Raw genomic sequence first — 22,400 nt, 5'->3', positions numbered from 1 at the left:
TAAGGCGGGTCTGGATCTATGAGTCATTATCGCCCTTGCGCTGGCCATTGCGCCCCTCTTTTTGTAGCTGCTACCCTGCGTTTAATGATGGGGGTTGTATTGTCGCAATTTGCACTCGTAAGTCACGCTCAGGCACCCGCACCTTTACCTCCTTCCGCACAGTCTTTAGGGAGTTCTGCGAACTCCGTTTTAATTCCTGATCGTGGTGATGTCACCGTCCTAAAGTTAGATGATCAATTGCGAGTTGGTAAACCAATTAATGATGGGCAAGCTTTAACATTTACCTCTAGTGATTCGATTGACGGAATCGTTGATCGCGAAATGCGCTTGAAAGGCCGTGCACAAATTCGTCGAAATGGCGCAGTTATTAAAGCAGACGAAATTAAGTACGACCCTGATTCTGATGTAGCTAATTTATCTGGTAATACTGAATTCTCAAAAGGTAATACAGTATTCAAGGGGCCTAAAGCGCGCTTTAGAGTTGATGCACGTGAAGGAGAAATGGAAGCTCCTAATTACGAGCTACGAGATAACCGAGCTAGTGGTAATGCAAAAAAATTGACGATCCAAACTGCTGATGTGTTTGTATTTGATAAAGCCACCTATACAACTTGCACCCCAGAAAATTTAGATTGGTATTTCACAGCTAGTACGTTTGAGATTGATAACGAGCAAAAAGAAATGGTCGGTACGCACGGGGTTATGCGATTCTTTGATGTACCCATTGCATATACGCCTTACTTTACTGCGCCAACCTCTAATCAGCGTCGTTCAGGAGTCTTGGCGCCAGTAGCTGGCTATAACTCCAATAACGGCATTGACATAACGCAGCCTTACTATGTCAATATTGCGCCTAATCGTGACTTGCTTTTACAGCCGAGAGTAATGGGTCAGCGAGGAGTTCAGTTGGGTGCCAAGTATCAGTTTTTGGATAAACAGTACTCTGGTAACTTGATGGGTGACTATCTTCCATACGATCGTAAGACTGGCACTGACCGTTGGCGATACGAGTGGCAGCAGAGGCAAAACTTTAGCGGCGACTTGTTAGGTAAGGATGGAGTTCCAAATACTGGCGCTTGGGCTGGTTATGCCAATGTTGCGCGTGTTTCAGATAATCGGTATCCAACTGACTTTTCACAAAGCATTGCTGGTGCAGTGACAAATCAGTTTCGTCAAGAGGTTGGCACCACCAAAAATTTAACCGGAAGCTTAAGCAACTGGACTGTTTCCGCAAGGGCGATGACTTTCCAGACTTTGCAACCTGATCCTACGGTGACTTTGCAGTCTCCATACAATATTTTACCGAATGTCATAGCTGCTTATAACAATCGTTTAACACCAGCAGTTGCTGATGCAAGTGGAAAGTACATTACTTTACCCACGGGTCCTGCAACGACTTTTTCAACCGATTTCACGCGTTTTGCCTATAACATTGGTGGTAATTTGGCAGCAACTGCTCCGGGTGCTTATAGCCAAGCTGATCGAACGGTGATTAAGGGGGCTTTGGCCCTGCCCCAGATTACGCCTGGTTACTACATCACTCCGAAAATGAGTTTTCAGTCAAACACTTATAACGTAACACCATACAACCCTGTGGGCGCGCCAGCCGCACAAGGCTTCACTATTCCGACATTCAGCTTGGATTCAGGGCTGGCATTAGAAAGAGATGCAGCTGAATTAAAAGGCTTTTTTGGGCGCGATATGTTGCTCACAATGGAGCCAAGAGCTTTTTATGTTTACACGCCATTTGAGAGTCAGGCTCAAACCCCTTTATTTGATACGGCGGATGCCGGTTTTGGTGTAACTCAAATTTTTGGTGAAAATACTTTCGTTGGTAATGACCGTATTGCTGATAACAATAAATTAACGGGTGGTATTACCAGCCGCATGATTGAGGCCAATACAGGCGCAGAACGAGCCAACGTTACCCTTGCACAACGTCAAGCCTTTACCGGGCAGAAAGTGGGCCTCAATGGCACTATCGCCAATCCCACAACCTATTCAGACACATTGGGCTCTGCTTCAGTTCGTCTGCTTGGCAACTTCAGTACAGATGTATTCGGACAATACAACACGCAACTCAATCGCTTAGTTCAAACAACGGTAGGTGGTAGTTGGCGACCTACTCCTGGAAGAAGCTTGAATTTTGGCTATCGAAATGTTTGGACCCCACCAACACAAGCATCCGTTCAGAATAACCAAGCTTTTGTCCCCTCAGCAACCACTACTGATCAATACAATGTTTCAGGGCAATGGCCTTTAACTCGAGAGGTTTCAATATTGGGTCGCTGGGGTTATGATGCCTTAACAACCAAAACACAGAATACGCTGATGGCTTTGGAGTGGATACGTGATTGTTGGACTTTGCGCACTGCCTACTCACAAATACTTAATACGTCTCAACTAACTACTACCCAAATTTTATTCCAAATAGAATTTAGGGGATTTGGTAGCGCTGGTAGTCTACCAGTTGATATCATGAAACTAAATGTTCCTGGATATATGCCTACTTCCAAGCCTATACCACCTTCAATTTATGAGAACTATCAATGATGCGTAGGAATCGATTTAATCAAGCACTTGTAGCCACAATTTTGACTGGCCTTGCATTGCTACCTCAGCTTGCGTTTGCGCAAGATGGTTCAAAGATTTCAGCTGATAGCAAAATTCGGAATATTGATGGTGTTGCGGCAGTTGTGAATACAGGCTACGTGACACGTAAAGAAATTGATGATCGGATCGTTGCCCTACAAAAGCAGGGAGGTAAGCTTCCTGATGCAGCCGCGTTGCGCAAGACGGTGCTTGAGCGCCTCATCCTTGAAAAAATTCAATTACAAAATGCGGAGCAAGAAGGTGTTACGGTCAGCAATAAAGAGTTGGATCAGATTATTGGTGATATTGCTGCCAAGAATAAGTTAACACTTGCAGAGTTAAAAGTAAAAATTGCCACTACTGGAAGTACTTATGACCGCTATCGCCAAATGTTGCGTGATGATGTGATTATCAGTCGTTATCGTGAGCGGGAGGTTGAGGGCAAGATTAAGATTTCCGATGCGGAGGTAGATAACTTTATTTCTGATCGCAATCGTGAGGTAGCTGGTGGAGGAAAGTCCGTACGCTCGACCCCAGCTGTAAAAGGTGAGCCAGAAGAGATCGACGTTGCGCAGATTTTTATTCCTGCAGATGCCAATGCTGGTGCTGGCACTCAGGCTGAGGCAAAGAAGAAGGCAGAACTCCTGTTGCGTGAAGCGCGTGGTGATGTAGATTTCTTGCAGTTGGGCGCAATGGCTGCAAAAGACAATCCAAAAATTAAGTTTCAAGATTTGGGCTACCGTACCCCAGATCGCCTGCCGCAATTGTTTTATGAGGCCATCAGAAATACAGGTAGTGGACAAGTTGCGAATGCTGTAGTCAAGAGCCCTGCTGGCTATCACGTTCTGAAGGTTTTAGATCGTCGAGCGCTAGTTGCTGGCGCTCCTGAGCAACAACAAGCTGCCCCTCAAGAGAGTGCCATCACCCCACAAAATATTATGGTGACGCAGACTTTATCGCGCCATATTTTGTTGCGTAGTCGTGCGGGCTTGACAGACCAAGATGCTGAAAGACGCCTAGCGGGTTACCGTGATCAGGTTCGTGCAAAAACTGCTGATTTTGGTGATTTAGCTAAAAAATATTCTGAAGATGGATCTGCTGCCAATGGAGGTAATTTAGGTTGGATGGGTCCTGGTGATTTAGTTCCAGAGTTTGATCAAGCAATGAATCGCTTGCAAATAGATGAAGTTAGTAATCCAGTAAAGACTGAATTTGGCTGGCATTTAATTCAGGTGCTCGAGCGTCGTAAAGCACAATTGACTTTAGAGAAGCAGCGCCAATTCGCTCGCGAAGCCATTCGTGAGCGTAAGTTTGATCAGGCTTATCAAGATTGGCTACGTGAGTTACGCGACACCGCTACGGTGAAGATCATTAACGCAGATGATCCAGCAGCCAGCCCCCGTTAATCTCGTTATTAGCTCTGGAGAGCCTGCAGGGGTTGGTCCAGAGGTCTCTATTGCAGCTGCATTAGCCTTCTTGCAAGAGCAGACTGCAAGCACAATTACTTTGCTTGGCGATTGCAGCTTATTTTCAGCCACTGAGATCCCTGAAGAACTATCAAATCGTTTTAAGTTGGAGTCTATTGCACTAGCTTCTCCAACAACTGCGGGTCAATTAAATCCTGCCAATGCACAATATGTTCTGAGTATTCTGGATGCTGCGGTTAAGGGCTGTTTCGATGGTCGTTTTGATGCCATGGTGACTGCCCCAATACAAAAGAGTGTGATCAACCAAGGCAATACTTCAAATGAGGATTTATTTACTGGACATACGGAATACCTAGCAAAGCTTTGCCATCAAGATCATGTTGTCATGATGTTGTGCGCGTCACTACCGGCTGGCCTTTTAGGCTTGCATAAAAGTAGTGACCTTCGGGTGGCCTTGGTTACAACCCATCTGCCTTTGAGGGAGGTTCCAGGTGCACTTAACCAACAGTATGTTCTGGAAACCATTCAGATTGTCGATCGGGATCTGAGGGCAAAATTTGGCATCGCTAAACCTGTCATTCGGTTAGCGGGGCTCAATCCACATGCGGGTGAATCTGGTTATCTAGGGCGCGAAGAAATTGATGTCATTCTTCCGGCGATCGAGGCTGCGAAAGATTTGGGTATTCAAATAAGTGGACCTTATCCAGGGGATACGATGTTTGATGCTAAGGCTTTAGATAGCGTGGATGCGTTTATTGCGATGTATCACGATCAAGGTCTAGCGCCATTTAAGTTTGTCAGTTTTGGTGGTGGCGTGAATGTCACCCTAGGCCTACCGATTATTCGCACTTCAGTGGATCATGGTACTGCGCTAGATATTGCTGGAAAAGGTATCGCAGATCCCGGCAGCATGTTAGAGGCTTTGCGACTCGCCTATCAATTAGCGGTAAATATAAAGAACGCAAAGAATCTATCAAGATGACCCATCAAGCTCGTAAACGATTTGGTCAAAACTTTTTGCAGGACTCCGGAGTAATCTATTCCATAGTTGCAGCAATTAATCCCAGTGAAAATATGCACGTGATTGAGATTGGCCCTGGCCTTGGCGCATTAACAAGGCCTTTATTGAGTAACTTAGAGCACCTAGATCTTTTGGAGATTGACCGAGATTTGGTGGCTTACTGGAATCAAGAGAATCTCCAGAGTCTGAATGTGATTGAGGGAGATGCCCTCAAGTTTGATTTCCTGGAATGGGCAAATGCACGTCCAGCCAATAGTGGTTTGTGTAAGGTGGTTGGTAACTTGCCTTACAACATTTCCTCTCCATTGCTCTTTCATCTTGTTTCTGCCGCCCACGCAATTGATGAGCAGGTATTTATGCTGCAAGCTGAAGTGGTTGAGCGAATGGTATCTAAGGCTGGTGGATCTGAATTTAGTCGGCTTTCTGTGATGCTGCAAGCGCGCTACGATATGGAGCAAGTCTTAGAGGTTCCCCCTGAAGCATTTGATCCTCAGCCTAAGGTTAACTCTGCTGTGGTGCGTATGATTCCGCGAAGAGACTTCAGATTAAGTGATGCGCAGTGGCATGCTTTGGAAAAAGTAGTAGCCGCAGCATTCTCTCAAAGAAGAAAAATGCTGCGTACGAACTTATCAACCTTTGCTGATCGATTATCTTTATCTGAGTCAGAATTAAAAGCGCGTGCTCAGGATATTCCGGTGGAGCGCTATATTGAGTGGGCCAAAACTTTAGCCCACTAAAAACATCGTTTTACTCATAAGCAGTAGGATCAATTACTCGCATTTCAGCTTCAATCCATTTTTCTACTTCTTGATGAAGCTGCCCACCTGTTTTTCCAGTAGAGGGAATGGCAGGGCCGATGGAAAAGATCACTGTGCCTGCTTGCTTTAGAAAACTATTCTTAGGCCAGCAACGACCAGCATTGTGGGCAATCGGAATAACCAAAGCCTCAGTAGCACTCGCTAACCTTGCGCCACCTTTACTGTAGGGCTTATGAGATCCGGTGGGCGTTCTGGTCCCCTCTGGAAACAACAAAATCCATTTACCTTCACTTAAGCGTTTTTTCCCTTGACCAACAACAGAGATGGCGGCAGTTTCTTTGCTGTTGCGATTGATATGAATCATCTTGAGTAAAGCCAAAGCCCAGCCAAAGAAAGGGATCCAAAGTAACTCCCTTTTGAAAACAAAGCAAACCTGTTTGGGAAGTAGGGCGATATAGAAAATAGTTTCGTACGCAGACTGATGCTTGCTAAGAACAACAACAGGCTTATCCAAAACCGCCATCATGTTTTCCATCCCACGAATCTCGTAACGAATTCCGCAGAGAGGCTGCAAAATCCAGATGACGACCTTATTCCACAGCCCAATAAAGCGATAGCGATTCTCTGGATTGAGGAATGGAAAAACGAGGATGCAAAGCACTGACCAGATTGGCGTGAATATCAGCAAAAATAGGGTGAATAAGGCTGAGCGAATAAAAGTCATATTGGCATTAAACCTGATCTTTTAAGAGTGCAGTAGCAAATGCCATCAAATCCGCATGAATCTGTGTTCCCTCTGGGAGGCCACCTTTATCCAGGGTTTTACTACCTTTGCCGGTTAATACTAAATGCGGACTAGCACCCAATGCAACTCCTGCCTGCAAGTCACGCAAGGAGTCGCCCACAATCGGTACACCCAATAAAGGCGTGACACTCTGATTTTTCTTGTAACGTAACGCTATCTCTTTCATCATCCCGGGTAGAGGCTTACGACAATCGCATGCGTTGGCATCGGTATGCGGGCAAAAGAAAATACTATCGATATGACCACCTAAGGGTTTGAGCAACTTCTCCATCTTGCCATGCATTGCATGTAGATCATTGATATTGAAATAGCCTCGCGCTAACCCAGATTGATTAGTTGCCACAGCGATTTGATAGCCCGCTTGATTGAGTAGTGCGATCGCTTCAAGGCTGCCTGGTAGCGGAATCCACTCATCACTCGACTTCACATAATCATCACGATCTTCATTAATCACGCCATCGCGATCAAGAATGATCAGTTTGGAGGAGCTGATGCTCATGCTAATTTGCCGAGGTCGGCAATGAGATTCATTTTCTGGTGGAGTTGGTGCAGGAGGGCTAGGCGGTTATCACGCAGCTCTGGATTTGGGTCCATCACCATGACATCGGCAAAGAATTGATCGATTGGGGTGCTTAAAGCTACCAATGCTTTTAGTAGATCCACAAACTGACGTTGCTCATAGGTAGTAGTCAGTGTTGGAGTAATTTTCTTAAGTGCTTCGTATAGAGCTATTTCAGCGGGAACTTGTAAGAGCTTGCTTGAGCATGTTCCAGGAATAGCAGTGGCATTTTTTTTCAGGATATTGCTGATACGCTTGTTGGCAGCGGCTAACTGAGCAGCTTCTGCTAAGGCATTGAATTCACGCAATGCAGTTAAGCGATCTATCAAGTCATTCAGTTGCGCAGGTGATTGACTCAATACCGCATCAATTTCTTCGGTAGTGAATGGCTTGCCAGCAACAGCCTGATCGCGCAAGTAAGCACGCAGTCGATCAATGATGAAGGCATAAATATCTTCAGCCTTCACCTTTTCTTGAACATCTTTTTGCGGAAATTGTTTGCGTGCTAGCTCAATTAATTCAGGCAGACTCAGGCTGAGATTTTTCTCTAGCAAGAGCCGGCAAATTCCGAGAGCATGACGACGCAGGGCATAGGGGTCTTTATCACCAGTTGGTGCAAGGCCAACACCCCAAATGCCAACAAGAGTTTCTAGCTTGTCGGCAATCGCTAAGATAGTGCCGGTCTGCGTTTGGGGTAATGCATCACCCGCAAAGCGAGGCATGTAATGCTCGCTACAGGCAGAGGCTACTTCAGGATTTTCACCATCATGCGTGGCGTAGTAACGGCCCATGATGCCTTGGAGTTCTGGGAACTCACCAACCATATCGGTTAATAAATCCGTTTTAGCAATCTCAGCAGCACGGCTAGCCAGCGTTTCATTGGCTGATAAAGTTTTTGCAATGCCAACAGCAATACCTTGAACACGCTTGGTGCGATCCAATTGGTTGCCGAGCTGATTGTGATAAACCACTTTTCCTAGATCAGCTACGCGAGATGCCAGTGGACGCTTTTGATCTTGTTGGAAGAAGAAGCGTGCATCGGAAAGTCGTGGACGCACTACACGTTCATTGCCAGAAATAATTGCTTCTGGCTTATCGGTTTCAATATTAGAAACGATCAAGAAGCGATTACGTAACTTACCTTGCTGATCAGTCAGTGCAAAGTATTTTTGATTGGTTTGCATTGTCAGAATCAAGCATTCTTGTGGAACCTCTAAGAACTCTTGATCAAAGTGACACTCATAAATTGCTGGCCACTCCACTAAGGCAGTCACTTCATCTAAGAGGCTATCTGGCATCAGTACTAAATCAGTGCCAGCGGCTTTTAATAATGCAGATTTGATAAATTCATGGCGCTTATCAAAGCTTGGTAACACTTTTGCTTTGGCGGTGAGGTCAGACTCATACTGATCTGCAGAGTCAATTGTAATGACGCCTGGAGCCAGAAAGCGGTGTCCTTCGGTTTCGTTTTCTGCATCAATACCTAGTGCGCTGATATGCAATGTTTGCTTACCGTGTAGAGCAATGATGCGGTGCGCTGGGCGCGCAAACTCAACATCTGCTAATTCACCATTTTTTTGAAGCACTTGATAGCGCATCATTTTGGCGATGGGTAATTTACTTAGCGTTTGCTCAAGTGCTTGTTGAGCGGTTTGTTCTAATGCCGCCCCTTTGGCAACGACATTGAGATACAGTGCTTCATTCTTGCCTTCACCCGCTTTTTCTAGGGTGGAAAGGTCGATATCTACATAGCCCAAAGAGGCCAATTTTTTTTGCAGTGGTGCAGTCGGCTTTCCATCAGCATCAAAAGCAATGCTGGTCGGTAGTAATTTTTCACGTACCGGATAGTCTGGAGCTTGACTTAAGACATTGGTAATTTGAACGGCAAGGCGACGTGGTGTAGCGAAGCCAGTAGCAAGAGAGTTGTCACTCAAGAGTCCTGCAGTTTTTAGGGTTGAATAAACACCCTCACTAAAAGCATCGCCTAAGCGGCGTAATGATTTTGGTGGAAGCTCTTCAGTAAACAACTCAATCAGAAGGTTGTCTGATTTAGAGAGGAAATTCTGTGTACTCATAATTTGATTGAGCTACTTAGGCTTTGGATTGACGTTGGCACATCGGAAATCCTAATTTCTCACGAGATTCGAAGTAAGCCTGCGCTACTGCACGAGAAAGATTGCGGATACGTCCGATATAGGCTGCACGCTCGGTAACCGAGATAGCGCCACGGGCATCCAGTAAGTTAAAGGTATGCCCAGCCTTGAGTACCATTTCATAAGCCGGCAAGGCTAATGGTACTTCCATCAAACGCTTCGCTTCACTTTCATAGTTGGTGAAGTTTGCAAATAAGAGGTCGGTGTTGGAATGTTCAAAGTTATAGCAAGACTGCTCTACTTCATTTTGGTGATACACATCGCCATAAGAGATGCCCTCTGCCCAAACGAGGTCGTATACGTTGGAGCAATTTTGGATATACATTGCCAAGCGCTCAATGCCGTAGGTGATTTCGCCTAAAACGGGTTTGCAGTCAATACCGCCAACCTGCTGGAAATAGGTGAATTGAGTTACTTCCATGCCGTTAAGCCAAACTTCCCAGCCCAAGCCCCATGCGCCCAAGGTTGGATTTTCCCAGTCATCTTCAACAAAACGTACATCGTTCTTTTGAAGATCAAGACCTAAGGCTGCAAGCGATCCTAAGTAGAGCTCAAGAATATTTTCTGGGGCAGGCTTCAGTACTACTTGGTACTGGTAGTAATGCTGCAAGCGGTTCGGATTTTCTCCGTACCGACCATCTTTAGGTCTACGCGAGGGTTGGACGTAAGCTGCTTTCCATGGCTCAGGGCCAATTGCCCTCAAGAAAGTAGCTGTATGAGATGTGCCGGCACCGACCTCAAGGTCAATAGGTTGCAATAGGGCACAACCTTGTTGGTCCCAGTAATCTTGGAGTTTGAGAATGATTTGCTGAAAAGTAAGCATGATTTACCTGGCTAAGCCTTTGATTTTACATGGCTAAGCTAGCGAACTAGGAAATTGCACTTAGATTCGTTTTTGGCGAATCAGACCCAGCAGGAGTAAGAGGCCAGAAAGGCTCAAAATGGGCGCGTTTCCCCAAAGCACATAAGGAGTTATGCCGGAGTAGGCTTGAATACTGGTCCTTAAGATACCTTGGGTGAACTTGGGAAGTTCTGCCAAAATTTTGCCATCTGGACCAAGTACTGCCGTGATTCCAGTATTGGTTGCTCGTAATGCAGGAAGACCCGTTTCTAGGGAGCGTAATTGTGAAAGTCGCAATTGTTGTTTTGGTGCTTGAGAATCCCCGAACCAAGCAAGGTTTGTCATATTGATAAAGAGGTTGGCCGATTCTTTGCTGTTACGTAAACGTGTAGCTAGCTCATCACCAAATACATCTTCATAGCAAATAGTGATTGCCGCATAGAGTGGCGACTGCCCCTCTCTGTTAATCAAGAACAAGGATTGGTTTTGAGATCCTCGAGAAAAATCACTTAAGGGCACGCTAAATGCATTTACAAACCAACGAAATCCTGGGGGAATAAATTCTCCGAAAGGAACCAGATGCGATTTATCGTAACGATAAGGTGGATTACTTGGACTAAAGCCAATTGCTCTATTGGAGAATTCTCTTCCATCTGCGGGATTAAAGTGTCGCCCCAAGATGCCAAATAAAAGGAAACGCTTATTGTTGATTGCAAATTCCTGCAGATCCTCTAAGGTGCCTGTAGGTAAATTGGTCTCAGGCCATGGCAAGGCTGTTTCTGGAGACACTACCAAGTCTGCTTGCGAATCTAGCATTGCAGATTTATAAAACGCAATTTGTTGCAGCATACCCTCTGGTTTGAAGATTAAGCTTTGAGCAATGTTTCCCTGAATGAGCTCTACAGTCAGAGGCTCGCCGGTAGGCTTCGTAAAGGACCAGAAGCTCAATAGTTGGCTCAGTACGATGAGAGACATCACAGAAATTGAACTAGCTTTAAAGTAGGACCTCAAAAAGGTTAACTGCCGAGATACCAATACTGTAAAAAACGTGCACCCCAGTCCACCTAGAAATGGGGCGACTGATGCAAAAGGACCATAGACTTGTGTTTCCCCTAGACCCATCCAAGGAAAGCCGGTAAAGAGTATGCCGCGCAAATATTCTATCGCCACCCAGCTTGATGCCAGTAGAAGACTTGGTAAAAATAGCCCTTTTGAAAAATGTAGTGTGAGTGAGGCGCAAGAAAAGAAAATGGCTAGTAGGCCAGCCAATAGGAAAACTGCAGTGCTGGAGAGCATGACATTCATTCCGCCGATGTCATGCAAACTAATAAAGATCCACCAAAGCCCTAGTACGAAGTAGCCAAGGCCAAATGACATCCCTAGGAAAAATATACTCCTGAAAGAAGCAGTTTGATACTTTGTAATTTGCCACCAAATGATGCCGAGGATCGGAATCTGAATCCATCCACCTAAGGGCAGTTCCGCAACACCTGCCAGTATTGCACCAAGAACAAATAACTTCAGATGGCCGATATAACCGCTAAGCCTTGGCAGTAGCCGATCAATCAAAGCAATCCTTAGTCGGGCTTTTTGGGGAGTTGTCGTGCAAGCAGAATATGAATCTGTCTTGGATCGGCGCGCTGAACCTCAAATTCAACCCCGTCAATTTCAATCAGTTCACCCATCTTTGGCACTCGACCAAGATGCTGAATGACTAAACCGGCAACCGTTTCAATATCTTCAACTTCAAATTGCGTACCCAGAGTCTCGTTAAATTGTTCGAGCTCGGTAATACCTTTTACGCGAATATCACCATTGTCTAAGGAGATGAGATTATCTGCCTCTTCATCAATGTCATGCTCATCTTCAATGTCGCCAACAATTTGTTCAAGCACATCTTCAATCGTAATGACGCCTGCAACACTGCTGTATTCATCCACGACAATAGCTAAGTGATTACGGTTATCTTTGAAGTCGCGTAGCAACACGCTTAAGCGTTTAGATTCAGGAATAAATACGGCAGGACGTAACCAATCACGCACCTGAAAATCTTTTTCAGAGGAGTGACGCAACAAATCTTTTGCTAACAAGGTGCCGATGACATTGTCGCGAGTACCTTCAAATACTGGAAAGCGTGAGTGAGCGGCAGTAATCACGCTCTTGATAATTTCTGATAAAGGCTGGCTAATGTCAATCCAGTCAATCTGCGCTCTAGGAATCAAAATATCGCGCGCGCATAATTGACCTACTTGGAATACTCCCTCAATCATGGAGAGTGCATCTGCATCAATTAAGCCCTCTGTCTGAGCTTCTCTGAGAGTGTCAATCAGTTCTTGACGACGTTCTGCGGGGCTGGTTGGCTGTGGCGTTAAAAAATCGGCCAAGCGTTCTAAAAGGGATTTATTGGGGTCAGGCATATGTCAAGAATATCGCAGAAATAAGTAAATTCAATGATGGAGGCAATTAGGATGTCTTAAATGGCTGCGTAGGGGTTGGCAAAGCCCAAAGTTGATAGGAGGGCTATTTCCTTACCTTCCATTTTCTTTGCTTCTGTAGCACTTTCATGCTCAAGGCCTTGGGCATGCAGGCAACCATGAATGATCAAATGGGCTAAGTGGGCTTTTGTAGTCTTACTTTGTTCCGAGGCTTCTTTTTGAATCACGGGAAGGCAAAAAATAATATCGGCAGTCAAAGTCTTTTTACTGAGCTCGTATGAAAAGGTAAGGACATTAGTCGCATAGTCTTTATTACGAAAGGCAAAATTCAGTTTTTTCCCTTCCGCTGCATTAACAAAGCGTAAGGTGATTAGGCCATTCAGTCCAATTGCAGCTTTTACCCATTTTTTGATTGCTGCTTGAGAAGCAATCGCCAAAACTTTTTCCTCAATTGCAGTGCTAGCAAACTGAATATCTATCTCTAATTTAGAGGGTGATGATTGCTTAGTTGTCATCTTAATGGACGTGGGTAGAAGTAAGCTCGCTGATGAGATCGCCTCGAAGCGTGTAATTCAGTACTTCAGTAATACGGATGTCTACCATTTGACCAATCAGTGATTCGATATCTGAATCAGGCGCAGTAAAGTGAATGACTCGGTTATTGTTAGCGCGACCTTGCAGGTTCACTCCATCCTTTGCTAAGCCTTCAACCAGAACTCGTTCAGTATTACCTAGCATATCTTTACTAATCTGATTTGCTTGTGACTCAACAAGGGCAAGTAAGGTTTGTAGTCGCTTGAGTTTGACCTCGTAAGAGGTGTCATCACTTAGATTGGCCGCAGGTGTACCTGGACGTGCGCTGAAGATAAAGCAAAAGCTATTATCAAAATGGAGCTCTTCAACCATTTTGAGTAGTTTTGCAAAGTCTTCATCCGTCTCGCCAGGAAAGCCCACAATAAAGTCACTAGAGAGAGTCAGGTCGGGCCTCACAGCGCGTATCTTGCGAATAATACTTTTATATTCTAGGGCGGTGTAACCACGTTTCATTGCAGATAAAACGGAGTCGGATGCGTGTTGCACTGGAAGATGTAAGTGGCTCACCAGCTTAGGAACTTTTGCGTAAACATCAATCAAGCGCTGGGTAAATTCTTTTGGGTGGCTAGTAGTAAAACGAATTCTTTCAACACCCGGAATTTCTGCAATGTATTCGATCAACAACGCAAAGTCAGCGACCTCCTCCGACTCACCCATTTTGCCAAGATATGCATTGACGTTTTGACCGAGTAAAACAATTTCTTTTACGCCTTGGGCTGCAAGCCCAGCTACTTCTGTCAATACGTCGTCAAAGGGACGCGATACTTCTTCGCCGCGAGTGTAAGGAACCACGCAGTAGCTGCAGTATTTTGAGCAGCCTTCCATAATGGAAACATAAGCCGAGCCGCGCGTTTGACGAGAAGCGGGTAGATGATCAAACTTTTCTATTTCTGGAAAAGAGATGTCAACCTGAGGCCTACCAGTTTCGCGACGTTGTGTAATGAGATCAGACAAGCGATGTAGAGTTTGCGGACCAAAGACTACATCTACATAGGGAGCTCTGCTAATAATTTGTTGACCCTCTTGGCTGGCAACGCAACCACCAACACCAATCAATAAATCAGGTTTGGTTTTCTTGAGCTCACGCAGCCGCCCTAAGTCAGAAAATACCTTGTCTTCCGCTTTTTCACGAATTGAGCACGTGTTCAATAGAACCACATCTGCATCTTCAGGGGTATCAGTCATGACCATGCCTTCATTGGCATGTAGGAGGTCGGCCATCTTGCCCGAGTCATACTCGTTCATTTGACAGCCAAAGGTTTTGATATAGAGCTTTTTCATATGCCGTTCTCAGGTTTATAGCTGGGGGCGAAGCTGAGATTTTACGGGATAAGTCGCTTAGAGCAGACGTAAGGCCACAATCGCAACAATGGTTGGTGGAATGGCGGCCACAAATAATAAGCCTGCCGAAACGGCTGCATTAGGGAAGTAACTACGCAAAATAGCTAATCCAGCAGGGTTGGGGGCATTGGCAATGACGGTGAGGCCACCGCCTGCAACTGCGCCGCCAACTAAGGCTAACTTAAATTCTGGAGAAGTACCCTCAACTAATGAGCCTAAATAGGTGAGCGCTGCATTATCGGTAATTGCTGTTAATGCCAAACTTCCATAAAACACTGCGGTAGGGCTCATCGTTTCCAGAATGGGTTGTAACCACCAGCCTTGTAGTCCGCCCAAGACGACCAATCCACCCAAGAAGAAACCTACTAGTAAAGCTTCGCGCAAGATGAGCGGGTTTTGATGTTTTGGGTAAGCAGTGGTGTAGCCGATGAAAAAAAGTAATAGCCACATAAAGATCACTGGATCATGTGCAAAAGCTACGATACCCAGCAAAAAGAGTAAATGAATAGCTGTAATGGTGAGCGGAATGCGAACCTGGTCCGCTTTGCTTGTAGGCTCAATTAACTGCTTATGAAACAGCAGCGTTACGATTGTTGCGTTGATAAAAATAGCGATCATTGCTTCAAGACCAAAATTGGCAAACATGAAAGCGCTACTCCAGCCCCAGGTAGATGCCACCATGAGCACTGGTGGTGCGGCGAAGTTAGTCAGCGTGCCACCGATCGAAATATTGACGAACAGCACGCCCAGAGTACCGAATAGCAGTGGGGTCGAGCATTTATGGCGATAGACTAGGTCACGTAATAAGAATGCTGCCAGCGTCATGGCTGCAGGCTCAGTAATCAGCGAGCCCAACAAAGGTGTGATGCTCAGGGTCAAAAAATATAGCGTCGGAGCTTGCTTGGTATGCAAGACGAGCTGAATTATCTTGCCGAGCTTGTGTAGAAGCTGAGTTGCAAAATGCAAAATTGGTTTGCTACCAGCGACCACCATAATGGCAAAAACAAATAGGGGCTCAGTGAAGTTTCGTTTGTTAGCGTACTCTTTTGCTGTGGTGAGATCATTAGCGAGCCACATAAAAATAATCAGAATGGCCGCCCAAAAACCAAAGACGATTTCTACTTCACCAAGGAGATGCCATAAGCCAGCGTGCTTCGGAGATTTTTTAGCAAGTGCTTCAAAATACGAAGTGCAAAATGTATGTAGCACTGCGATTGCAAAAATGATGCTTGCGCCAAGCTCGGTAGGGGTAAAGTTCATAGCTACATATTATCAGGGCGAGCCTGTCAAAATAGGTGCAAAACTAACTTAGTAAAACTATTAGCAATTTAGGAGATTTTGATGAAATTGAAATTAGGCTATCAAGAATTAATTGCCAATGCGATGGCTCAAATTGAGACTGTGCCCTTAGAGCAAGCGCAACAATTTCTAGATGATCAAAACACAGTATTTGTAGATATTCGGGATGTGAGAGAGTTAGAGCGCGACGGAATGATTCCAAATGCAATTCATGCACCGCGTGGCATGCTGGAATTTTGGGTTGATCCAGAAAGCCCTTATTACAAGCCGGTTTTTGGAGAAGGCAAGCGTTTAGTACTCTATTGCGCATCTGCGTGGCGATCCGCTCTAGCAACAGAAACCCTCCAAAAAATGGGAGTTCCAGGCGTATGTCATCTGGAGGGCGGCTTTAGTGCCTGGAAAAAAGCTGAATTACCCATAGCGGAGAAACATTCAAAGCCACGCCAGAGTTAAATTTCTGGCGGTATGGACCTTGAAATATATTAAATAGCCCCCATTTACTAAAGGCTATGTTTATTGATTAAAAGGATATTCGCATGACTGTAGCCAGCAAAGAAACCTTAGGCTTTCAGGCCGAGGTAAAGCAACTTTTACAACTAATGATTCATTCCTTGTATTCCAACAAGGAAATTTTTCTCCGTGAGTTGATCTCGAATGCATCTGATGCGTCAGATAAGCTCCGCTTTGAGGGTATCGAGCATCCTGATTGGTATGGTGACGATCCTGATCTCAAGATTAAGGTTAGTTTTGATAAGGCTGCTAGAACTGTCACCATTTCGGATAACGGTATTGGCATGAGTCGCGATGAAGTGATTTCTAATTTGGGAACTATTGCTCGCTCTGGCACGAAAGAGTTTTTCTCCAAGCTCTCTGGCGATCAACAAAAAGATGCTGCTTTAATTGGTCAGTTTGGTGTGGGCTTTTACTCAGCTTTTATCGTGGCTGACCGCATTACGGTGGAGACGCGTCGAGCAGGCCTGCCAGCTGCGGATGGAGTTTGCTGGGAGTCTGATGGTTCAGGTGAATTTACAGTAGAAAGTATTGATCGCCCACAGCGTGGGACTTCGATCACGATGTATTTACGTGAAGGTGAGGATGATTTCCTTTCCACGCACAAGCTCAAGTCAATTATTCGAAAGTACTCTGATCACATCTCTTTGCCGATTCAGATGAATAAAGAAGAGTGGGATGCAGATAAAAAAGAGCAAGTCATTAAAGATGAGCTTGAGAGCATTAATCAATCTAGTGCTTTGTGGGCACGCTCCAAATCGGAGATTACTCAAGAGCAGTATGACGAGTTCTATAAGCACTTGTCTCATGATTACGAAAATCCCTTATGCCACTCCCTTAATAGAGTTGAGGGCCGCAGTGAATTTACGCAACTACTGTATGTACCTGCACGTGCACCATTTGATTTGTGGGATCGCAATAAGCGTGGCGGTATTAAGTTGTATGTGAAGCGGGTATTCATCATGGATGAGGCCGAGCAGTTAATGCCGATGTATCTGCGCTTTGTCACTGGCGTGATTGATTCCACAGATCTGCCTTTGAATGTCTCCCGTGAAATTTTGCAGGAATCACGTGATGTCAAAATCATTCGCGAAAGCTCCACTAAGCGTGTGCTGAGCATGCTAGAGGATCTAGCAAACAGCGATGATGAGGCCAAGAAAGAAAAGTACCGCACCTTCTGGACTCAGTTTGGACAAGTGCTTAAAGAGGGTGTTGGTGAGGATCAAGCAAATCAAGACCGCATCTTAAAGCTCTTGCGTTTTGCAAGTACGCAAACCGACTCTGCAGATCAAACTGTTTCTTTGGCTGAATATGTTTCTCGGATGAAAGAGGGTCAAGACAAGATTTATTACGTCACTGGCGATACCTTTAATGCCGCAAAAAATAGTCCGCATTTAGAGATCTTCCGTAAGAAAGGTGTTGAGGTTCTATTGCTCTCCGATCGAGTAGATGAGTGGATGCTCTCTTTCTTCACTGAGTTTGATGGCAAGCACATGACCTCGGTAGCAAAAGGTGGTCTAGATCTTGGCAACTTAAGTGACGAGAAGGAAAAGAAAGAGCATGAAGAAACTGAGAAGAATTTCAAGGACTTGATCGATCGTATGAAGGCCGCCTTGGAAGACAAGGTGAAGGATGTACGTGTGACATTCCGCTTGACTGATTCTCCAGCATGTTTAGTCTCTGATGAGAACGAGTTATCTGGAAATTTATTACGAATGCTAAAAGCGGCAGGCCAGCAAGCGCCAGATACCAAACCAATTTTGGAGATTAATCCTGAGCATCCCTTGCTCCTAAAGTTGAAGTCAGATGATCAGCACTTTGATCAATGGACTCAGGTTTTGTTTGATCAAGCGCTCTTGGCAGAGGGTGGCCAATTAAATGATCCAGCCGCTTATGTAAAGCGTATTAATCAGCTATTACTTTCATAGGTCGCTGAAGTCCTAAAGAAAAACCCGGCCTGCTGTATGCAAGTCGGGTTTTTTGTTTTGCTGCAACTAGAATTGAATCTAGCCTGTAAAGCTGGCTAAGTATTATTGGGGAGCTTTAGCGGGTTGATTGCTTTTGCCTGCGTTATATCCAGAGTTGTACTCAGAAGCCTGCTCTTTTTTGTAGGCATCGTATACGTAACCAGAAGCCGCACCAACTGCTGCGCCACCGACTGCACCCCAGATTGGATTGCCGTGGAAAATAGCTGTACCAACTGCACCGGCCGCAGCACCAATACTAGCGCCAGATAAAGTACGTTGTTCTGTGTTGCTCATGTTGGAGCAACCTGCGATTGCTAGGGTTGCGGTAGTAATAGCGATAATTTTTTTCATATCAACTGTTCCTTTGTCTATAGATTAAATTGGCTCAATAACTTGGTGGCTTAGATTATTTTTTGGCGCAAGGAAAGCGTGATGCCAAAAAGCCCAAGAAAACACCTGCTGCTGGCTTGTCAGCGGTCTGTTGATTGGTTTGGCCAAATTTCACAAAATCACCAATCACTTCGTCACGAGACGGCGCTGGTTGCTTTACGCAAATATATGGCTTGGCGCGCTGTGGGTGGCGTGTAGCCAAATAAGTATCGTAAATAGCTGTTGTATAGCCTACGCAAAAACTACGAGATTCTGGGCTTGCGGGTGTTTTGCAAGTATTGACGAGTTCTTGGGTGCTTAGCACCTGAATTTTTTCTTGGGCCTGAGCTAAGCTAGAAAATGCGCCTAAGGCGGCCAATAGAATTAAAACTTTTTTCACGGGTTCTCCCTTGGATGTATGTAAATTTAATAATAAACCATAGAGAGGGTATTAAATTGCACTAAATAAGTGCATTAATAGCCTAATTCAGTATCAATATTCCCCATAATGATGCAAAAAACATGGGGGTTATTTCGGTGGAAACTTTGAAATCAGGCAGTGATGTCTTATTTATTTTGCTCGGCGCAATTATGGTCTTGGCTATGCATGCAGGATTTGCATTTCTTGAGCTCGGCACGGTACGTAAAAAAAATCAAGTAAATGCTTTGGTCAAAATCTTGGTGGACTTTGCAGTGTCAACCATTGCCTATTTCTTTATTGGCTACAGCATTGCTTACGGCGTTGACTTTTTCTCTGGTGCCGAAATTTTGGCTGAGAAAAATGGCTATGAACTCGTCAAATTCTTTTTCTTGCTGACGTTTGCTGCTGCTATTCCAGCCATTATCTCTGGCGGTATTGCGGAGCGTGCGAAGTTCAATCCTCAACTGATTGCGACTTTTATTCTGGTGGGTTTTATTTACCCTTTTTTCGAGGGCATTACTTGGAATCAGCATTACGGTATTCAAGCGTGGATCAAGGCATTGACTGGTGAAGAGTTTCATGACTTTGCGGGATCGGTTGTAGTCCATGCAGTGGGTGGTTGGATTGCATTACCAGCCATTATTCTCTTGGGCGCCCGTCGCGGTCGCTACACCAAGGATGGCAATGTAGCTGCGCATCCACCATCTAGCATTCCATTCTTGGCATTGGGTGCTTGGATTCTGGCGGTAGGTTGGTTTGGGTTTAACGTCATGAGTGCTCAGACTATTGATAAAGTCAGTGGCTTAGTGGCCATGAACTCTCTTATGGCAATGGTTGGCGGTACTTTAGCTGCATGGGTAATTGGTCGCAATGATCCGGGCTTTACTTATAACGGGCCATTAGCTGGCTTAGTAGCTGTTTGTGCTGGGTCGGATCTAATGCACCCGATGGGCGCTTTGGTAGTTGGCTTAATTGCTGGCGCTCTCTTTGTATACATGTTTACCTTGGTGCAAAACCGCTGGAAGATCGACGATGTGTTGGGCGTCTGGCCGCTTCACGGTTTATGTGGTTTATGGGGTGGTTTGGCTGCGGGTATTTTTGGGGCAAAAGCACTGGGTGGTCTTGGTGGAGTGACTTTCTTAGGACAGTTGATCGGAACTAGTTTAGGGGTTGGAATTGCACTCGTCAGTGGTTTTGTGGTCTATGGATTGCTAAAAGCTGTTTTAGGTATACGGATGTCACAAGAAGACGAGTACGAAGGTGCTGATTTAAGTATTCACCGGATTTCCTCTTCTCCTGATCGCGAGTCCAACTGGTAGGCTGTATTAAATATAGCCATTACTTATAATGAGACATGGCTATATTTGAACTAGATGGAAATGCTCCCCGCTTAGACGATGGAGCTTGGGTTGCCGAGAGTGCAGAAGTCATCGGTAGGGTCGAGCTTCATCAAAATACGAGCATATGGCCCAAGGTAGTGATCCGTGGCGATAACGATCTGATACAAATTGGCGAGGGCAGTAATGTGCAAGATGCATCTATCTTGCATACTGATCCTGGTTATCCCCTCATCCTTGGTAAACACGTTACCGTTGGACATCAAGTGATGCTCCACGGCTGTCAAATTGGTGATGGCAGTTTGATTGGTATTGGTGCCGTGATTTTGAATGGCGCCAAAATTGGTAAGAACTGTTTAGTGGGTGCCGGAGCATTAGTCACTGAGGGTAAAGAATTTCCTGACGGCTCGATGATTTTAGGTTCGCCTGCTAAAGCAGTGAAGACGCTGACTCCAGAGCAAATTGCTGGCATCGAAGATATTGCTAGACGCTACGTCGTTAATGCAGAGCATTACACTAAGACGCTGAAGAAAATCGCTTAATCATCGACTACTCATTAACCTCTGCCTACAAAAGGCATATTGGTCGCCATGATAGTCATTAAGAATTACCAAATTTTCTGGAGAGGTTTAGATGTCCCTTATTCAAAAGCTCAAAGCACGCGCAGCTAACAACAATCCCGTGCGTGTGGGGATTATTGGGGCTGGTAAGTTCGGATCCATGTATCTTTCGCAGGCGCCGCGTACCCCAGGAATTCATTTGGTTGCGGTCGCTGATTTATCTCCTGCTCGTGCAAAAGAATCGCTTGCTCGGGTAGGTTGGGATGCCCCTCGTTATAGCGCTTCCTCATTACAGGATGCCGCTAAGTCAGGCGCCACCTTCGTGACTGACGATGCAGAAAAAATGATAGCTAGTGAGCACATCGATATCGTGATCGATTCCACAGGGAGTCCAGCAGCCGGTATTCGTCATGCTCTACTTTGTTTTGATCATCGCAAGCACATCATCATGGTTAACGTTGAGGCAGATGTATTGGCAGGCCCTTTGCTAGCACGTAAGGCGGCAGAGGCTGGTGTGATCTACTCGATGGCTTCTGGAGATCAGCCAGCACTCATCGCCGAATTAGTGGACTGGGCAAAGACGATTGGCTTAGAAGTGGTGTGTGCAGGTAAAGGTACTAAATATTTACCTATCTATCATCAGGCCACTCCCGATACTGTGTGGGGACATTATGGATTTTCTGAGGAACAAGTTGCTGGTGGTGACTTCAATGCACAAATGTTTAATTCATTTTTGGACGGGACAAAATCTGCACTGGAAATGGCTGCAGTATCGAATGCCTGCAATCTAACTCCTCCGAGTAACGGTTTAGAGTTCCCGCCTTGTGGGGTTGATGACTTGCCGTATATCTTCCGTCCCGTATCTGAAGGTGGCATTCTGAAGCAAAAAGGTACTGTCGAAGTGGTGTCTTCAGTGGAGAGAGATGGTCGCCCAGTATTTAGAGATTTGCGTTGGGGTGTTTTTGCAGTATTTGAGGCGCCTAGTCAATATGTTATTGATTGCTTTGAGCAATACGGCCTTAAAACAGACAGCACTGGAAAATATGCAGCGATGTATAAGCCATATCACTTAATAGGTTTGGAGCTAGGCATCTCGGTTGCAAGTATTGCAGTCCGAGGAGAGGCTACTGGTGCAACTGGCGATTGGAAGGGCGATGTTGTTGCTACTGCTAAGCGCACTCTGAAGGCTGGTGAGAAATTAGATGGAGAGGGTGGCTTTACTGTTTATGGAAAACTCATGACGGCTGCGGATTCATTAAAGCTCGGAGCGCTTCCAATTGGCTTGGCACACAACATGATTCTCAATAAAGATATTCTAGTTGGGAAGCCAGTGTGCTGGAGTGACGTGGATTACGATGCTACTCAGCAAGCCATTCAATTTCGACGCGAAATGGAAAAAGTATTCGCTTAG

20 protein-coding genes are annotated in these 22,400 nt (G+C 45.3%); 9 read left to right on the top strand and 11 right to left on the bottom strand.

Annotated features, from left to right (window positions below):
- Nucleotides 1–18: 18 nt before the first annotated feature.
- The 4 genes from CL55_RS09365 to rsmA are packed head-to-tail and all read left to right on the top strand — an operon-like array spanning nucleotide 19 to nucleotide 5,777.
- On the top strand, nucleotides 19–2,553 hold the full coding sequence (locus CL55_RS09365; protein ID WP_046330842.1) for an LPS-assembly protein LptD: 2,535 nt from the start codon (nucleotides 19–21) through the stop codon (nucleotides 2,551–2,553).
- A complete protein-coding gene (locus CL55_RS09360) occupies nucleotides 2,550–3,998 on the top strand; it encodes a peptidylprolyl isomerase (protein WP_046330841.1) in 1,449 nt (482 codons plus the stop codon). The genes CL55_RS09365 and CL55_RS09360 overlap by 4 nt, the downstream gene beginning before the upstream one ends.
- A complete protein-coding gene (pdxA, locus tag CL55_RS09355; protein WP_046330840.1) occupies nucleotides 3,973–5,001 on the top strand; it encodes a 4-hydroxythreonine-4-phosphate dehydrogenase PdxA in 1,029 nt (342 codons plus the stop codon). The genes CL55_RS09360 and pdxA overlap by 26 nt, the downstream gene beginning before the upstream one ends.
- The gene (gene rsmA, locus CL55_RS09350; protein WP_046330839.1) at nucleotides 4,998–5,777 is read left to right on the top strand and encodes a 16S rRNA (adenine(1518)-N(6)/adenine(1519)-N(6))-dimethyltransferase RsmA; all 780 of its coding nucleotides are present in this window, start codon (nucleotides 4,998–5,000) and stop codon (nucleotides 5,775–5,777) included. Before pdxA ends, rsmA begins: the two co-directional genes overlap by 4 nt.
- 10 nt (nucleotides 5,778–5,787) lie before the next feature.
- On the opposite strand, the gene CL55_RS09345 is transcribed toward rsmA, so the two are convergent.
- From CL55_RS09345 to CL55_RS09305, 9 genes are read right to left on the bottom strand one after another with little or no spacing between them, the layout of a single operon-like run.
- The gene (locus CL55_RS09345) at nucleotides 5,788–6,522 is read right to left on the bottom strand and encodes a lysophospholipid acyltransferase family protein (protein ID WP_046330838.1); all 735 of its coding nucleotides are present in this window, start codon (nucleotides 6,520–6,522) and stop codon (nucleotides 5,788–5,790) included.
- Nucleotides 6,523–6,529: 7 nt separating this feature from the next.
- On the bottom strand, nucleotides 6,530–7,102 hold the full coding sequence (gmhB, locus tag CL55_RS09340; protein WP_046330837.1) for a D-glycero-beta-D-manno-heptose 1,7-bisphosphate 7-phosphatase: 573 nt from the start codon (nucleotides 7,100–7,102) through the stop codon (nucleotides 6,530–6,532).
- Complete coding sequence (gene glyS / locus CL55_RS09335) at nucleotides 7,099–9,237, bottom strand: glycine--tRNA ligase subunit beta (protein WP_046330836.1); 2,139 nt, start codon at nucleotides 9,235–9,237, stop codon at nucleotides 7,099–7,101. The genes gmhB and glyS overlap by 4 nt, the downstream gene beginning before the upstream one ends.
- Nucleotides 9,238–9,253: 16 nt before the next feature.
- Nucleotides 9,254–10,138 (bottom strand): glycine--tRNA ligase subunit alpha, encoded by an 885-nt coding sequence (gene glyQ / locus CL55_RS09330; protein ID WP_046330835.1) that lies wholly within the window; start codon nucleotides 10,136–10,138, stop codon nucleotides 9,254–9,256.
- Nucleotides 10,139–10,198: 60 nt separating this feature from the next.
- Nucleotides 10,199–11,725: an apolipoprotein N-acyltransferase gene (gene lnt, locus CL55_RS09325; protein ID WP_237150498.1), complete on the bottom strand. Its 1,527-nt coding sequence runs from the start codon at nucleotides 11,723–11,725 to the stop codon at nucleotides 10,199–10,201.
- Nucleotides 11,726–11,733: 8 nt separating this feature from the next.
- Nucleotides 11,734–12,573 carry an HlyC/CorC family transporter gene (locus CL55_RS09320; RefSeq protein WP_046330834.1) on the bottom strand — a complete coding sequence of 280 codons (840 nt, stop codon included), beginning with the start codon at nucleotides 12,571–12,573 and terminating at the stop codon, nucleotides 11,734–11,736.
- 56 nt (nucleotides 12,574–12,629) lie between these two features.
- A complete protein-coding gene (gene ybeY, locus CL55_RS09315; RefSeq protein WP_046330833.1) occupies nucleotides 12,630–13,106 on the bottom strand; it encodes an rRNA maturation RNase YbeY in 477 nt (158 codons plus the stop codon).
- Between the two features lies 1 nt (nucleotide 13,107).
- Complete coding sequence (gene miaB / locus CL55_RS09310; protein ID WP_046330832.1) at nucleotides 13,108–14,466, bottom strand: tRNA (N6-isopentenyl adenosine(37)-C2)-methylthiotransferase MiaB; 1,359 nt, start codon at nucleotides 14,464–14,466, stop codon at nucleotides 13,108–13,110.
- Between the two features lie 57 nt (nucleotides 14,467–14,523).
- Nucleotides 14,524–15,786: a putative Na+/H+ antiporter gene (locus CL55_RS09305; RefSeq protein ID WP_046330831.1), complete on the bottom strand. Its 1,263-nt coding sequence runs from the start codon at nucleotides 15,784–15,786 to the stop codon at nucleotides 14,524–14,526.
- Between the two features lie 81 nt (nucleotides 15,787–15,867).
- Here CL55_RS09305 and CL55_RS09300 point away from each other — a divergent pair, with 81 nt between their 5' ends.
- Together CL55_RS09300 and htpG are read left to right on the top strand one after the other, a co-directional pair.
- Complete coding sequence (locus tag CL55_RS09300) at nucleotides 15,868–16,278, top strand: rhodanese-like domain-containing protein (protein ID WP_046330830.1); 411 nt, start codon at nucleotides 15,868–15,870, stop codon at nucleotides 16,276–16,278.
- 83 nt (nucleotides 16,279–16,361) lie between these two features.
- Entirely contained in the window at nucleotides 16,362–18,263 is a 1,902-nt protein-coding gene (htpG, locus tag CL55_RS09295; RefSeq protein WP_046330829.1) for a molecular chaperone HtpG, read from the top strand.
- Between the two features lie 102 nt (nucleotides 18,264–18,365).
- On the opposite strand, the gene CL55_RS09290 is transcribed toward htpG, so the two are convergent.
- On the bottom strand, nucleotides 18,366–18,653 hold the full coding sequence (locus CL55_RS09290; RefSeq protein WP_046330828.1) for a membrane lipoprotein lipid attachment site-containing protein: 288 nt from the start codon (nucleotides 18,651–18,653) through the stop codon (nucleotides 18,366–18,368).
- A gap of 55 nt (nucleotides 18,654–18,708) precedes the next feature.
- On the bottom strand, nucleotides 18,709–19,071 hold the full coding sequence (locus tag CL55_RS09285) for a Rap1a/Tai family immunity protein (protein ID WP_046330827.1): 363 nt from the start codon (nucleotides 19,069–19,071) through the stop codon (nucleotides 18,709–18,711).
- A gap of 122 nt (nucleotides 19,072–19,193) precedes the next feature.
- Between CL55_RS09285 and CL55_RS09280 the strand changes: the two genes are divergently transcribed.
- From CL55_RS09280 to CL55_RS09270, 3 genes are all read left to right on the top strand, one after another.
- A complete protein-coding gene (locus tag CL55_RS09280; RefSeq protein ID WP_418054928.1) occupies nucleotides 19,194–20,411 on the top strand; it encodes an ammonium transporter in 1,218 nt (405 codons plus the stop codon).
- Nucleotides 20,412–20,446: 35 nt separating this feature from the next.
- Nucleotides 20,447–20,971 (top strand): gamma carbonic anhydrase family protein, encoded by a 525-nt coding sequence (locus CL55_RS09275; protein WP_046330826.1) that lies wholly within the window; start codon nucleotides 20,447–20,449, stop codon nucleotides 20,969–20,971.
- Between the two features lie 91 nt (nucleotides 20,972–21,062).
- Entirely contained in the window at nucleotides 21,063–22,400 is a 1,338-nt protein-coding gene (locus CL55_RS09270; RefSeq protein ID WP_046330825.1) for an NAD(P)H-dependent oxidoreductase, read from the top strand.

Origin of the sequence: Polynucleobacter duraquae, from assembly GCF_000973625.1 — a bacterium.
GTDB lineage: Bacteria > Pseudomonadota > Gammaproteobacteria > Burkholderiales > Burkholderiaceae > Polynucleobacter > Polynucleobacter duraquae.
Note: the sequence above shows the minus strand (reverse complement) of the source record. Positions and strands in the feature narration are given on the sequence as shown.

Coding starts and splice junctions, on each gene's coding strand:
- miaB (WP_046330832.1), bottom strand. CDS start 14,466: ATGAAAAAGCTCTATATCAAAACCTTTGGCTGTCAAATGAACGAGTAT.
- CL55_RS09345 (WP_046330838.1), bottom strand. CDS start 6,522: ATGACTTTTATTCGCTCAGCCTTATTCACCCTATTTTTGCTGATATTC.
- glyS (WP_046330836.1), bottom strand. CDS start 9,237: ATGAGTACACAGAATTTCCTCTCTAAATCAGACAACCTTCTGATTGAG.
- glyQ (WP_046330835.1), bottom strand. CDS start 10,138: ATGCTTACTTTTCAGCAAATCATTCTCAAACTCCAAGATTACTGGGAC.
- htpG (WP_046330829.1), top strand. CDS start 16,362: ATGACTGTAGCCAGCAAAGAAACCTTAGGCTTTCAGGCCGAGGTAAAG.
- ybeY (WP_046330833.1), bottom strand. CDS start 13,106: ATGACAACTAAGCAATCATCACCCTCTAAATTAGAGATAGATATTCAG.
- pdxA (WP_046330840.1), top strand. CDS start 3,973: ATGATCCAGCAGCCAGCCCCCGTTAATCTCGTTATTAGCTCTGGAGAG.
- CL55_RS09280 (WP_418054928.1), top strand. CDS start 19,194: ATGGGGGTTATTTCGGTGGAAACTTTGAAATCAGGCAGTGATGTCTTA.
- CL55_RS09290 (WP_046330828.1), bottom strand. CDS start 18,653: ATGAAAAAAATTATCGCTATTACTACCGCAACCCTAGCAATCGCAGGT.
- gmhB (WP_046330837.1), bottom strand. CDS start 7,102: ATGAGCATCAGCTCCTCCAAACTGATCATTCTTGATCGCGATGGCGTG.
- CL55_RS09360 (WP_046330841.1), top strand. CDS start 2,550: ATGATGCGTAGGAATCGATTTAATCAAGCACTTGTAGCCACAATTTTG.
- CL55_RS09275 (WP_046330826.1), top strand. CDS start 20,447: ATGGCTATATTTGAACTAGATGGAAATGCTCCCCGCTTAGACGATGGA.
- CL55_RS09365 (WP_046330842.1), top strand. CDS start 19: ATGAGTCATTATCGCCCTTGCGCTGGCCATTGCGCCCCTCTTTTTGTA.
- CL55_RS09270 (WP_046330825.1), top strand. CDS start 21,063: ATGTCCCTTATTCAAAAGCTCAAAGCACGCGCAGCTAACAACAATCCC.
- CL55_RS09305 (WP_046330831.1), bottom strand. CDS start 15,786: ATGAACTTTACCCCTACCGAGCTTGGCGCAAGCATCATTTTTGCAATC.
- CL55_RS09300 (WP_046330830.1), top strand. CDS start 15,868: ATGAAATTGAAATTAGGCTATCAAGAATTAATTGCCAATGCGATGGCT.
- CL55_RS09320 (WP_046330834.1), bottom strand. CDS start 12,573: ATGCCTGACCCCAATAAATCCCTTTTAGAACGCTTGGCCGATTTTTTA.
- rsmA (WP_046330839.1), top strand. CDS start 4,998: ATGACCCATCAAGCTCGTAAACGATTTGGTCAAAACTTTTTGCAGGAC.